This window comes from Rouxiella sp. T17 (assembly GCF_036663475.1).
Taxonomy (GTDB): domain Bacteria; phylum Pseudomonadota; class Gammaproteobacteria; order Enterobacterales; family Enterobacteriaceae; genus Rouxiella.
Genome location: NZ_JAWUEA010000042.1, coordinates 101,500 through 114,573, shown reverse-complemented (window position 1 = coordinate 114,573; position 13,074 = coordinate 101,500). Strand labels below are relative to the sequence as shown.

The 13,074-nt window shown below is 55.9% G+C and carries 11 protein-coding genes; all 11 read right to left on the bottom strand.

Annotation, left to right across the window (positions count from 1 at the left end; genetic code table 11):
- Positions 1 to 5 precede the first annotated feature (5 nt).
- On the bottom strand, positions 6 to 866 hold the full coding sequence (locus tag SC206_RS21140) for a fumarylacetoacetate hydrolase family protein (protein ID WP_332740544.1): 861 nt from the start codon (positions 864 to 866) through the stop codon (positions 6 to 8).
- 30 nt (positions 867 to 896) lie between these two features.
- A complete protein-coding gene (locus SC206_RS21135; protein WP_332740542.1) occupies positions 897 to 1,304 on the bottom strand; it encodes a nuclear transport factor 2 family protein in 408 nt (135 codons plus the stop codon).
- Positions 1,288 to 2,070, bottom strand: a complete 783-nt coding sequence (locus tag SC206_RS21130; protein ID WP_332740540.1) for an SDR family oxidoreductase — start codon at positions 2,068 to 2,070, stop codon at positions 1,288 to 1,290. Before SC206_RS21130 ends, SC206_RS21135 begins: the two co-directional genes overlap by 17 nt.
- Before the next feature lie 367 nt (positions 2,071 to 2,437).
- The gene (locus SC206_RS21125; protein WP_332740538.1) at positions 2,438 to 3,055 is read right to left on the bottom strand and encodes a TetR/AcrR family transcriptional regulator; all 618 of its coding nucleotides are present in this window, start codon (positions 3,053 to 3,055) and stop codon (positions 2,438 to 2,440) included.
- A gap of 92 nt (positions 3,056 to 3,147) precedes the next feature.
- A complete protein-coding gene (locus tag SC206_RS21120; protein WP_332740536.1) occupies positions 3,148 to 4,305 on the bottom strand; it encodes a pyridoxal phosphate-dependent aminotransferase in 1,158 nt (385 codons plus the stop codon).
- A 59-nt stretch (positions 4,306 to 4,364) separates the two neighbouring features.
- Positions 4,365 to 5,165 (bottom strand): SDR family oxidoreductase, encoded by an 801-nt coding sequence (locus tag SC206_RS21115; RefSeq protein ID WP_332740534.1) that lies wholly within the window; start codon positions 5,163 to 5,165, stop codon positions 4,365 to 4,367.
- Positions 5,162 to 6,847, bottom strand: coding sequence for a hydantoinase B/oxoprolinase family protein (locus SC206_RS21110; RefSeq protein WP_332740532.1), 1,686 nt, complete (start codon positions 6,845 to 6,847; stop codon positions 5,162 to 5,164). Before SC206_RS21110 ends, SC206_RS21115 begins: the two co-directional genes overlap by 4 nt.
- Positions 6,847 to 8,937 carry a hydantoinase/oxoprolinase family protein gene (locus SC206_RS21105; RefSeq protein ID WP_332740531.1) on the bottom strand — a complete coding sequence of 697 codons (2,091 nt, stop codon included), beginning with the start codon at positions 8,935 to 8,937 and terminating at the stop codon, positions 6,847 to 6,849. The genes SC206_RS21110 and SC206_RS21105 overlap by 1 nt, the downstream gene beginning before the upstream one ends.
- A 45-nt stretch (positions 8,938 to 8,982) precedes the next feature.
- The gene (locus SC206_RS21100) at positions 8,983 to 10,323 is read right to left on the bottom strand and encodes an MFS transporter (protein WP_332740530.1); all 1,341 of its coding nucleotides are present in this window, start codon (positions 10,321 to 10,323) and stop codon (positions 8,983 to 8,985) included.
- 68 nt (positions 10,324 to 10,391) lie between these two features.
- Positions 10,392 to 11,024, bottom strand: coding sequence for an RraA family protein (locus SC206_RS21095; protein ID WP_332740529.1), 633 nt, complete (start codon positions 11,022 to 11,024; stop codon positions 10,392 to 10,394).
- A 579-nt stretch (positions 11,025 to 11,603) separates the two neighbouring features.
- A complete protein-coding gene (locus SC206_RS21090; protein WP_332740527.1) occupies positions 11,604 to 12,959 on the bottom strand; it encodes a GntP family transporter in 1,356 nt (451 codons plus the stop codon).
- Between the last annotated feature and the right edge of the window lie 115 nt (positions 12,960 to 13,074).

Here is a 13,074-nt window from a genome sequence, read left to right as displayed (position 1 = left end):
AGGATTCAGGCTTGATGGGCAGACTCGGCCACCACGCGATTTTCGATCTGTCCGAGACCTTCGATTTCAAGCCTCATCACGTCGCCGGGCTTGAGAAACGTGCCGCTCGGCGCGCCGATGCCCGAAGGCGTGCCGGTAGCGAGAATGTCACCGGGCTCCAGCGTCATCACGGAGGAGAGATATTCGATTTGCGCATAAATGTCGTAAATCATGTCGCCGGTTAACGAATGCTGGCGCAGCTCGCCGTTAATGCTCAGCCGCATTTCCAGCGCCAGCGGGTCGCCTATCTCATCGGCGGTGGTCAGCCAGGGCCCGATTGGGCCGTAAGTATCGAACGATTTGCCGAGAGTAAAGGTCGGTGATTTTTGCAGCCAGTCGCGGGACGAGACGTCGTTAACAATCAAATATCCACCAATCACCGACGCGGCGTCGCGGGCGCTCACGTGACGACAGCGGGTGCCAATCACCACGCCCAGCTCGATTTCGTAATCCATCTTGTCGCTGATATCGGGTTTAACCACCTCGGCAAAGGGTCCGGTAATACAGGAGACCTGCTTGTTAAACCACAGCTGGCTCGTTGGAATAGGAATGCCCGCCAGACGAGCTTCGTCGGCGTGTTTTTGGTAGTTCATGCCGATGCCCAAAAACTTCTGCGGATCGTGGATGGGCGCTTCAAGCGTGACGTCAGCCAGAGCAAAAGCAGGCCATTTCGCGCCCTGTAACGCCGAACGTAACGCGGGCAAATCGGTCATGACCTGACGCATCGACGCACTGACGCCTTTGATTGCTGACAGGTCTACTACCTGATCGCCTTCCACTTTGCCGATACGAGTCCGGCCCTGTTCTGTAAAACGTACGAGTTTCATTGCGACTCCTTTTTGTTGAATAACATCCGTTCAGGACTGATGCGGCGTGAGCTGCGACAGCAGAATTTGCCAGCCCTCAGGCCCGCGCCGCAGCACCAGCGTCGAAAATCCGCGACGGCTCATGACTTCGCCCGTCTCGAGTTTTCGCACCCGGTTATGCGTTTCTCCGGTCAACAGGGCGAAATCTCCCTGCACTAGAATGTGCGGATCGGGGCGCTCAATGGCGACAAATCCGCCCATCCGCTGCACGTGCGCCAGAAACTGCGCCTTGTTATGCACCATCCCCGTGCTGTGAATATGAATCAGGTCGTCGGCGAGCATCGGCGTGAGCGCGGCAATATCCGCGGCGATCAGCGCCTTTTGCCGATGGCGTTCAAAAGCCAGCAACTCGTTGTTAATAAGCAATAAATCTGGGTGAGGATCAGACCAGTCCGTCATAGGAGCCGCCGTCAAGTTGCAGGTTTTGACCAGAAATAAACGACGCCTGCTGGCTGCACAGGAAGGCGCAGGCGTCGCCGAACTCTTCAGGTTTGCCATAGCGCTTGGCGGCGATCGACTGCACGTTGCGCGCCCTTGCCTGTTCGCGGTCCAGCCCCTCTTTGTTCATCAGCCGTTGCAGCATGAATTCCTGACGCGGGGTATCGACTCTTTCGGGTAACAGGTTGTTAATCGTGACGTTATCGGCGGCGACGTCGCGGCTAATCGCCTTGCAGATGGCGGTTAACGCGGTGCGCGCCGAGGTCGAAAGCCCCATCATGTAGTGCGGCGATTTGACCATCGCGGAGGTGATATTGATGACCCGCCCGAACCCGCGCTGCTGCATGCCCGGCAGATACGCGCGAATGAGCTGCACGGCGGGAATAAAATTGGCCTCCATCGCGGCGCGTAACGCCTCTTCGTGCCAATCCTTGAGCTCGCCCGGCTGCGGCCCGGCATTGTTGGTGACCAAAATATCGACATCCGGCAGCGTCGCCAAAATGTGTGCGCGCCCTTCGGCGGTGGTTAAGTCGGCGGCAATCGCGCTGACTTGAATACCTGCAAACGCCTCCCGTAATGACTGGGCAACTTCCACCAGCTTGTTTTCATCGCGCCCGTTAAGCGTGATATCCACCCCTTCCGCCGCCAGCGAACGCGCACAGGCCAGCCCAAGTCCTTGAGAAGAAGCACAAATAAAGGCCTTTTTGTTGCGGATCCCCAAATCCATCTTTCACACTCCCGTCATAAACATCGTTATCGGTTACGATTACAGATATATCGTGATTTAAGATATGTCTGGATAATGAACGATTCAGACGATTAAAAATTGGAGGCGAATCACGAATCCGAAGGTTGAAAAAGCAAAAGGTGTGAGGTCGTGCAAAGGTTGGAACAGAAAAATAAAAACAGACGCAGCGCCTGAGTAAGGTCAGGCTGTTAGAAAATTGATTTAACGAGAGGGTTAAGGCTTTTTGCTGAGGTGATGTTAAGGGTGCTTGTTAAGGCTGATTGTTAATGGCTATGAAGAGGGAAAAGCAGGTCAACCGTCCGCCCCATTCCAGAAACAGCAAGATGAAAAGGAATAAGGCAGCCGATTAGATTTCGCGAAATTTTTCTACCGAGAAGGCGTTGGCGTGGGCGAAGCCTTGCAGGCCGCCGAGCAGCACTGACATCAGCTGAGTGCTGACCTGATTTTCACTCAGCCCAACGGTGTCGATGAGGTCAAAGATTTCGCGCGGATCGAAAAGGATGTTCCACAGAAAAACGGCCTTATCACCAATGTCGGGCAGCCCCATCTCCTGCATGGCGTCGCGCAGTGCAGGACGAACGGCATTGGCTTGCACCAGCAAATACTCCGCGCCTTCCCACAAACGCTCGAGATAACCACGGCGATTTCGCATCGGCACCATCGCCGCCCCGCGCTGGCGCACCAGTTTTACCCAGTAACGGCTGACCTTTTCGAGCCGCTCCAGCCCGCTTCCCGACAGCTTTTGACTGTACTCCAGCAGCAGCTGGCCCACCTCTTGCCGATAGGTATTTAACACCTCTTCGACCGAGGTGAACTGCCGATAGGCGGTCGCCACGGAAACCCCGGCTTCGTTAGCGATTTCCGTCATGCTGATCGGCCCTTCCGACACTTCAAACAGCCGCGCGCCAGCCTGAATCAGGTTTCTTCGGTTCCGTTCGGTATCACTGCGTAGGGTTTTTGCCATCTTTCTCTGCCTTGGTTGCTCTTTTGCTGTCCAGAATGGGCTTACCCAACGGCAAGCCTTTTCGTGGTTTCATTCTTCAGTCAATTAATAGGTCAATTCAGTGATGCCAGCCCGCGCTTGAGCCTGTTAACCCCTTCAATAATCGCCTCTTTGCTGGCCGCGTAGGAGAGCCGTAAATGCCCTTCTCCCGCCGCGCCAAATTCGCTGCCCGGCCGAACGGCAATGCCCTGTTCGCGCAGCAGCGCCACCATGTCGATAGCCGGGATCGGCAGCGAATAGGAAGGAAAACAGTAAAATGCGCCTTCGGGTTCGTTCAACGTCAGCCCCGGAATCGACATCAGCCCTTCCATCATAATCATCCGCCGCTCGCGATAGACATCATACATTCGTTTGACGTCATCCTTACACTCCTTCAACGCGACTACGGCGGCGCGCTGCACGGCGGTATTGACCGATCCGTTAACCGTATTATGCACCCGCGCCGCCGCCGCAATCATCGCAGCGGGTCCGGCCAGATAGCCAACGCGCCAGCCGGTCATGGCATAACTTTTGGAGAAGGTCTGGCAAAACAGCGTGCGTCCACGGAAAGCGGCGACCTGAAGCACCGAGGTAAACGGCTTGCCGGTAAACACCAAATCGCTGTAGGCCTCGTCGGCAATCACCAGCACGTCATGCTGGTTGACCAGTCGGCCCAGCATCTCGATTTCATGCTGGGTATGCACGATGCCCGTCGGGTTGCCCGGATTGCAAAATACAAACAATTTTGCGCCTTCGAGGCAGCTGGCGAGCAACTCCAAATCCCAGTGCAGATCGGCTCGGCACGGCATCGGCACGCAAATTCCGCCCGCCATGTTAACCAGATCGGCATAAAGAGAATAGGTCGGATCGGGAATGACCACGCGATCGCCCGGATTAACAATCGATAAAATCGCCGCTGCCAGCCCCGCCGTGCCGCCGTGAGTGACTAAAACTTCGCCCTGCTTCACCGCCACGCCGGACTGCGCCGACACTTCTTCGGCCAGCGCCTCGCACAGCAGCTTGTCACCGAGCAGCGGCGCATAGTGGGTAAAACCGTTTTTCAGGGCATCGACGGCCGCCTGCACAATGCGCGGCGGGGTATCAAAATCGGGTTCGCCCATCGCCAGCGAGACCATGTCGCCGCTGGAAGCCGGCTGTTGCACGCGCATCGAGGTGCGTTCAATACGCTGTACGGCTTCCGCCGCGCTAAATTTTTGTGTTAAAGAAGACATAATTCACCTTTATCCGTTTGTGGTTCAGCACAGAGTGGTTTAGCCAAAAGACGGCGCGATTATTGGTACTCGGCAGAGAGGCCATCCGGCGCGCCTTTCCAGCGGCTCAGTTCGAGGTCACCCGAAATATCACGCAACCGCGTCGGCGCCACGATCAGCTCTTCAATAACCGTGCGCTGCGGCAGGCCCGCGCAGAGCAGTACCGCCTCGGCGACATCGTCGGGCTGCACCATGTTGTCGCGGATCTCCTGCGACGGCGGATTAGCGCGGTTATCCATAATCGGCGTGTTCACCTCGCCCGGCAGAATGCACGTCGCACGGATGCCGTCATTGCGAAAAGTGTTGTGCAGATAGGTCATAAAGTTGCGCACGCCCGCCTTGGCCGCACCGTAAGCCGCGCCGCCGAGCAGGTTCGGACGCAGCGCCGCCAGCGACGAAACGGTAATAATCGTGCCCTGCTTTTTCGCCAGCATGTCGGGCAACACGGCCTGCGTCAGCAGGAATACCGCTTTGAGATTAACGTCTTGCACCTGCTGCCACTCTTCTTCTTCAATCCAGCGCGCGTTCAAGGTTTTGCTGGCGCTGCCTGCATTGTTAACCAGAATATCGACCGGCCCGACTTCGTCATGCACCCAGCGAATCAGCGCCTCGACTTCGCGCTTGTTTTCGATGTGCGTCGGGCAGCTCCAGGCTTCTCCGCCCTGCTCGCGAATGCTGTCGACCACTTCGTCAAGCACCGCCTTGCGACGGCCAATCAGCACTACTTTTGCGCCTTTCGCCGCCAGCAGCTGGGCCGAACTCTTGCCGATCCCACTGCCCGCGCCGGTCACCAGCGTGACTTTTCCCTGTAGTGAACTCATGCCTTGCTCCTTAATTGTTCGAGAGAAACACCGTAATCGCGCAGTGCGCCGGCTTCGGTGATGTAGCCTTCCTGCAAATCAAATAAAATGGCCGCCTTGCTGCGTTCGCTCACCGGACTTTTGCCGCCGCCGCCGGGCATTTGAATAGTCACTTTATCGCCGGGCAACACGTCATGACGGCCAACCGGTTTTTCCAGCGATTGGCCGTTGATGGCGATAAAGTTGGGCGCGCCCGCTTCGCCACCCAGCACGCCGAGCGCCGGATGTTTTTGTCGCGAGTAAAACATGCTATGCGAGAGCGGATAGTTGCTGGTGTTGCGAATCACCATTCTTTGCGCCACGCCGCCGCGATAACGCCCCGCGCCGCCGGAATCAGGCACGATGGCTTTTTCGAGAAATAACAAGGGGGTAGATGATTCGATAAGCTCTACCGGCGTCGAGGACATGTTGCCCGGAAAGCCGGTGACGATGCCGTCGGCGGCAGGTCGCGCGCCCGTGCCACCATTGACGCACAGGCTTTCGACAAAGCGTCGGCCATCGTCGAACTGTCCGGCGAAGACGTCGCAGGTTACCGGCGCGCTGCCGGAATGGCCCATGACGCGCTCGGGCATGATCTCTGCCAACGAGGTAAAGATTGCCGCGTGCGCCATGTGTCCTACGCGGTTACGCATTTCAACCGCGCAAGGCGGCCGCGCGTTGGCAATCGAGCCGACCGGCGCGGTCACGGTAATCGACTTGAAACAGCCTTCGTTGTTGGGTAAATGCGGCTCGAGCAGGCATTTGAGCGGGTAAACGCTATAGGCGTAGGTAAATGACATCGGACAGTTGCTGCCAAACATCGATTCGGCGGAGGAGCCTGCGTAATCGATGGTAATGTTGCTGCCCTCGACGATTACCGCCACGTTGAGATGAATGTCGCCCTCGTAATCGCCGATATCCACGGCGGCTTCGTAACGTCCGTCCGGCACGGCTTCAATCGCCTTGCGCATCGCATTTTCGGTCAGCGAATGAATTTTATCGGCCAGCGGCTCGACCGATTCCAGCTTCAGGTCATCCATTAATCCAAGCAGGCCGTTGGCGCCAATCTGGTTGGCAGCCAGCATTGCGTGCAGGTCGCCTTCGACCTGATCCGGCGATCGCACGTTGGCGAGCAGCAGGTCGACAAGCTGCTGGTTTACTTCGCCTTCGAGCATCAGCTTGCTCGGCGGGATCAAAAAACCTTCTTCAAACATGTCGCGCGAGGAGCCCATATTCAGCGAGCCACCGATGTCGGACATGTGCGCCGCCGAGCCGGTAAAGGCCACCAGCTTGCCGTCGCGAAATACCGGCGTCACAATCGTCACGTCATTCAAATGGCCGGTGCCCAGCCACGGATCGTTGGTGATCAGGCTGTCGCCGGGTTTGAGCGTCTCGGCCGGGAATTTTGCCAGCAGGTGGCGAACCGTCGCGGGCAAGGTGCCGATAAACACCGGCACGCTGGTTTTTGGCTGCGCCAGCGAGTTGCCGCGGGCATCCATCAGCAGGCAGGAATAGTCGCCGACCTCGCGAATTATGCTCGAAAACGCCATGTTAACCAGCGTGGCGGCGGCCTCTTCGGAGATGCTGACCAGCCGATCCCACGTGATGCGCAGGCTGATGGGATCGTTGAGAAAACGCAGAGTATCAGGGGTTGAGGGGGTCATTATTTCAGCTCCATCAGAATATTGCCTTGTTCGTCGAGCGCGGCAGCGGCGCCGGGTCCGACATAAATTGCGCACTCTTTTTCCTGTAGCAGCGCCGGTCCGGCTATCCATTCCCCGGTCACCATCAGGCTGCGCGGCACCACGCGGCAGTCGCTGAATCCGCTGTCTCGTCCCAAATAGACCGCGAGCGTTTTCTCACGCGCCTCAGGCTCGGGCTGGCTTTGCTTGTCGCTGGTGTTCATCAGCGGCGGCGTGGTTTGCACGCGGCCACGCCAGTTGACCACCTCGACGCCCTGTCCTTTCAGCGTGCGGCCAAAACGGGCAAGGTGCGCGGCCTCGAAGGCGCTGATTAATGCTGCGACGTCGCCTTGCTCGATAAAGGATGCTGGCAAATTGACGGTCAGCTCGGAGCCTTGCCCCACGTAGCGCACGTCGGCCAACTTTTGGGTAGTGGCGGTCGCCGGATCGACATTGGCCGCCGACAGCGTGGTAAACGCCTCGTCAAAACCTTCGGCGAAAATGCGGCTAACGGCCTTGAGGTCGAGACCGGTCTGCAAACGGCAGCGATCGCTGCGCACAAAATCGGCGCTCGGCGGCGCGGTGAGCAGGCCAAAGGCGGAGTAAACGCCCGCGCCATTAGGGAAGTAAACTTTCTTGACGTTGAGAATTTTGGCTAAAGACCAGGCGTGGCTTGGCCCCGCGCCGCCAAACGCCAGCATGGTCATCTGGTGCGGGCTGACGTTTTTTTCGACCGCGTGGGTGCGCAGCGCTTCGGCCATTTTGCTGTTGGCGACCTCGTGAATACCCCACGCGGCGTCTTCGATGCTTAAGCCCAAAGGCTCGGCGATGCGCGAAATAGCCTGGCGTGCGGCGCTGACGTCGAGGCTCATTCTTCCACCGAGGAAGGCGTCGGGGTCAAGCAGGCCGAGCACCAGATTGGCGTCGGTCACGGTCGGCAGCTCGCCGCCGCGCCCGTAGCAGGCGGGTCCCGGATAGGCGCTGGCACTTTCGGGGCCAATTTCCAGCAGGCCGAGCGAATCGACCCGCGCGATACTGCCGCCGCCCGCGCCGATTTCAATCATGTCGACCACCGGCAGCTTTACCGGCAATCCGCTGCCTTTCAGCAGGCGATCGGCGCGTCCGACTTCATAATCGGTAGTAATCGAAGGCTCGCCGTTGCGCACCACGCAGGCTTTCGCCGTGGTGCCGCCCATGTCAAATGCCAGCACCTGAGCGTGACCATTTTTGCGCGCGAAAGCGGCGGTGGCGACAATGCCGCCCGCCGGGCCTGATTCGATAATGCGCGTCGGGTAATCGGCAGCCACCTGCGGCGCCATTAATCCGCCGTTGGACCCCATCACCAACCAATCGCAAACGAATCCGCCGTCGCGCAGTTTCTGTTCCAGTCGCGCCATATAGTGCCGCGCTTTAGGCTGCACAAAGGCGTTCATGGCGGTTAACACGCCGCGATCGTATTCGCGAATCTCGCGGGAAACCTTGTGTGATACCGAAATCGACACGCCCGGCAATTCGCGGCTTAAAATCGCTTCGATACGATTTTCATGTTCCGGCCAGGCGTAGGCGTGCATACAAAGCACAGCGACCGCCTCATAGCCTTCTTCGCGCAGTTCCGCGGCCAGCGTTACGACCTCGTTTTCATCTAATGCAGTAATCACCTCGCCACGGCTGGTCAGGCGCTCGTTGATTTCATAGGCCTGAGAACGCGGGATCAAAGGTGCAGCGGGCGCGCCGTTGAGGTCATAAATGTCGTAGCGATATTCACGGCCCAGCACCAGCACATCGCGAAAACCTTTAGTCACGACCAAAGCCGTTTTCGCACCGCGCCTTTCGAGCAGTGCATTGATAGCCAATGTGGTGCCGTGGGTTATCGTATGAATCTCACTGGCTTTCAAACCTGCCATTTCCACCAGCTGCGTCAGGCCGGTATACGCCCCTTCTGACGGATCGTGCGGCGTGGTCAACGTCTTGTGGCGCAACGCCATGCCCGTTTCATCGTTTAGCAGCACCAAATCGGTAAAGGTGCCGCCGATATCAAATCCCATTCGCCATGTTGACGTGTGTTTCATCATTACCTCGACAGATGTTCAATTCTTCTTAACGCAATCGGATGTCCGTTACTCCGCGCGCAGCGGCTTACCGGCAGTTTCTTTAAGATATAAGGTACTGATAAGAGTGAGCATGGCGGTCAGCATCACCATGTAGCTCGGGATGCTGGCGATGCCGGTCAGGCCGATAAGCCAGGTCATCAGCAGCGGCGCGGAGCCACCAAAAATCACGGTAGAAAGATTAAAACCGATGCTGTAGGCGCTGTAGCGCACGTTGGTCGGGAACATTTCGGCCAGCGTGGCTTGAATCACCGCCGCGTGACCCGCGAAGGCGAAGGCCAGTAAAATGGCGGCCATGCAGGCCAGCGGCATCATGCCCAATGTCAGCAGCCAGAAGCACGGATACGCCAGCACCGCCATCGCGATAGCGGAGGCAATCAGCAGCGGTTTACGACCAAGGCGGTCAGAGAGCCACGCCATCATCGGAATGGCGCCGATAATGGTCAGCAGGCCGCAGGCAGTCACCATCAGGCTCTGTACCTGCGCAAAGTGCATGATTTTATTGAGGTAGGTCGGCATGTAGACAAACAGCACGTAATAACCCGGACCATTAACCGCAGGCAAGGTGATGGCCAAACCGATGGCTTTCAAATGACGCCTGGAGGTTAAGACTTCGCGAATCGGATTACGCACCACGGCTTTGTTCTGCTTCACCATTTGAAAATGAGGCGTGTCCTGAATGCGAGTTCGAATATAGACGCCAATCAGGGCCATCGGAATCGCCAGCAGGAACGGCACGCGCCACACCCAGGCACGCATCGCGTCGGCACCATAAATATTGATCAGGCTGCTAATCAGCAAACTGCCGAACAACAGCGCGATGAAAGAACCCATCACCAGCGGCGACATCACCACTGCGCGGCGATGGTCTTCGGCATATTCCGCCACAAAAGAACCGGCACCCGAGACTTCGCCACCGGCAGAAAATCCCTGCACGATGCGCAGCAAAATCAGCAAGGCAGGCGCGGCCCAGCCGATACTTTCATAACTTGGCAGCAGGCCGATGGCGGCGGTCGCCAGTGAAATCATCAATAGCAGGATGGCGAGTAATTTCTGGCGGCCCATTTTGTCGCCAAGGTAGCCACAAATTACGCCACCGAACGGACGGACCAAAAAGCTGACCGTGAAGCCCACGTACGTCAGCATTAACCCGGCGTCGGTGGTATTCATGCTGCTGGCGGAGAACACCAACACCAGCGTACTGACCAACAAACCGTAAATGCCATAGTCATACCACTCGACAAAAGAGCCCACGCCGCCCGCCAGAGAGGCGCGCTTGACCACGTTGTTTTTTGTCGAAGCTTTTGCCGGCAATGCGTAATCCATGGATGCAACGGGAGATTTATTCATTGTTCTGCCCTGCTAAAAGAGTGATGAAATCCGGCCCGATTATGGCTGAGCCGGTCTTGGAGTGTGATTTAGCTGTACTTGCCGGTGACTTCTGCGGTCATCTCGGCTTCACGTCGTGCGACCTCTTTTACCTTTTCCAAAACGTCTGCCGCTCGCCAGAACGGGATGATAATGATGCCGTCGCTGTCGGCGACCACGATGTCACCGGCGCTGCACACTACGCCGCCGATCGCCACCGGCTCGCCAATGACGCCGGGACCATTTTTGTATGGACCGGCCGGACTGGTGCCACGCGAAAAGGTCGGGAAGGCGGTGGATTCAATGATTTTTTTGTCTCGCACCGCGCCGTCGATTACCTGTCCACGCGCGCCAGCATGCTGAAAACGTTGGGTAAGTTGCTCACCCACCAGCGCGCGGTCAATGTGTCCCATGCCGTTTATCATCATCACGTCGCCTTCTTCGATGTGATCGAGCGCGATAATGACCGCCGCGTTATCGCCCGCGGTGACCTGCACCGGAAAGGCGAATCCAATAAATGCGCTGTCGGCGGTAAGCGGAATAATGCCCGCATCACACATGCTTAAGCGTTCCATGGCGTCGCCGATATTCGCCACGGGAAAAGGCGCAAAGGCGTCGAGCCAATCTTTTGAAGGGCGTTTCCAGCGAGGAGCGATACGAACTTCTGCAGTTTCCAGTGCCATTTTTTTCAGACCTTATAGTAGGGAATAAAATGCAAAACAATTATCGAATGAGAATGTTTTATCATTTTAAAAATTGAATATTCAACCTTTATTTTTACGGGAAATTGGCAATCCGAGGGAATTAACGGCAGGTGAAAGGTAGAGTAAACTGATCGTTATTATATTTTTAAATCATTAATTTTCAGCAGGTTAACCACATCTCACCTTTAATAAATTGTGACAAAGTTAACATTATTTGCCGGAATTTCGGTAGCCATTCAATTTACTTATGGCTTGGGTGTTTTTATATTAAAAATTAGCTTTACGATGGTGCAAAATAACCAGCAAATACCGCACTTCGCACCCGTAAAGTGCAAAAATTCACAGGGCGTATTATTAGACCTTTAATAGCAGGGATGATGGATTCTATATTTTGTGGCGCAGTGCACAAATTTGGTGCTTATGAGAAAGCGTTGAATGAGGAGAGCAAAGCTTTTATTTACGAGCTTCGGCAAGTTTTTGCCATGCGACAAACAAAAAAGCCGCCTCTCTACTCGAAGATTATTCGGCAAAGAGACGGCCAGGCGGCACAACAGATTTCTAAATCACAAAGGAGAGACCCCAGATGATAACGAAGCCCGTAACGCCCATTGCGGTGGTTAATACGGTCCAGGTTTTGAGGCCATCGGCTACTGATAATCCTAAGTAGCGAGTCACTACCCAAAAGCCGGCGTCGTTCACGTGGGATAAGCCCAAGCCGCCGAAACAGGCAGAGAGCGTAACTAGCACCAGCTGCATTTCGCTGATTCCGGCGGCGGCCTGCGTTAATAAGCCGCTGGTGGTCAAAATGGCGACCGTCGCAGAACCTTGTGAAGCGCGCAAAGCCAGCGAGAGAATAAAGGCGGCCGGAATTAACGGTAAATGAATAGTCTCCAGCGATAATGCCAGCGCTTTGCCGACGCCTGATTCCACCAATACTTTACCAAACGCGCCACCCGCTCCGGCGACCAGAATAACGCCCGCCGAGCTGGGAATCGCTCTATCTAATATCTCTCCGAGCTTGTCTTTGCTAACGCCACGGCGAATCGCTAATAGCCAGGCAGAAAGCGCCAAGGCAATCAGCAGGGCAATGGCAGGAGTACCAATCAGCGACAACAGCTGACGAATGACGTTACCTTCCGGCAAGAAAGTATGTGCCAATGTGCCCACGACAATTAATACGATCGGCACCACGATAAGCGAAGAAATTAATGACGCGCTGGGTGGTTGAACCTGCGTTTTACGCGGGCTGTTTTCCGGTTTGGCGAGCTGCAATTGTTCGAGCACGTTCAGCGATAACTGGTAGTTGTTCTTGTTCATCGCCTTCGCCACAAAATAGCCCACAATACCGACCGGCACGGAGATAATAATTCCGAGCAGCATTAGCCAGCCCATATCCGCATTCAAAATTCCGGCAGCGGCGGCCGGACCCGGATGCGTCGGTAGCGCGACGTGTACGGTTAACATCACGCCCGCCATCGGCAAACCGTATTTAATCGGCGAGACTTTTGCGACTTTGGCAAAACCATAGATCAGCGGGATAACGATAATAAAGCCGACCTCGAAAAATACCGGAATACCGAGAATAAACGCCGCCATAGTCAACGCGGCAATGGTTCTCTTAATGCCTAACGTACCGGTAAATTTATGCGCCAAGGCTTCAGCGCCACCCGAAGACTCAATAATTGCGCCAAGCATCGCGCCTAGCACAATAATGATGGTGATCGAGCCTAATAAGCCGCCCATGCCCGAGACAATCACTTTCATGATATTATCGGCCGGAATTCCGGTACAGATAGCCACTAATAAACTGACCACCAATAAGGCGACAAAAGGATGGATTTTTATTTTAATAACCAGCAGCAACAGAATAAGCACACTGGCTATTGCAATGGTTAACAGTAATGCCGTAGACATAGTTATAGCCTCTGGTGTTTAAAGCGTGTCAATGAGCAGGTGAAGAAATTGGCCATAAGGGTAATCCCTGCGCCGAAAAGCAGCACAGGTTTCCCTTTTATCATTTACGTTTCAA

What these genes read in the sequence shown, in the direction of transcription:
- SC206_RS21140 (WP_332740544.1), bottom strand. Translation starts at nt 866, where the DNA reads ATGAAACTCGTACGTTTTACAGAACAGGGCCGGACTCGTATCGGCAAA.
- SC206_RS21135 (WP_332740542.1), bottom strand. Translation starts at nt 1,304, where the DNA reads ATGACGGACTGGTCTGATCCTCACCCAGATTTATTGCTTATTAACAAC.
- SC206_RS21130 (WP_332740540.1), bottom strand. Translation starts at nt 2,070, where the DNA reads ATGGATTTGGGGATCCGCAACAAAAAGGCCTTTATTTGTGCTTCTTCT.
- SC206_RS21125 (WP_332740538.1), bottom strand. Translation starts at nt 3,055, where the DNA reads ATGGCAAAAACCCTACGCAGTGATACCGAACGGAACCGAAGAAACCTG.
- SC206_RS21120 (WP_332740536.1), bottom strand. Translation starts at nt 4,305, where the DNA reads ATGTCTTCTTTAACACAAAAATTTAGCGCGGCGGAAGCCGTACAGCGT.
- SC206_RS21115 (WP_332740534.1), bottom strand. Translation starts at nt 5,165, where the DNA reads ATGAGTTCACTACAGGGAAAAGTCACGCTGGTGACCGGCGCGGGCAGT.
- SC206_RS21110 (WP_332740532.1), bottom strand. Translation starts at nt 6,847, where the DNA reads ATGACCCCCTCAACCCCTGATACTCTGCGTTTTCTCAACGATCCCATC.
- SC206_RS21105 (WP_332740531.1), bottom strand. Translation starts at nt 8,937, where the DNA reads ATGATGAAACACACGTCAACATGGCGAATGGGATTTGATATCGGCGGC.
- SC206_RS21100 (WP_332740530.1), bottom strand. Translation starts at nt 10,323, where the DNA reads ATGAATAAATCTCCCGTTGCATCCATGGATTACGCATTGCCGGCAAAA.
- SC206_RS21095 (WP_332740529.1), bottom strand. Translation starts at nt 11,024, where the DNA reads ATGGCACTGGAAACTGCAGAAGTTCGTATCGCTCCTCGCTGGAAACGC.
- SC206_RS21090 (WP_332740527.1), bottom strand. Translation starts at nt 12,959, where the DNA reads ATGTCTACGGCATTACTGTTAACCATTGCAATAGCCAGTGTGCTTATT.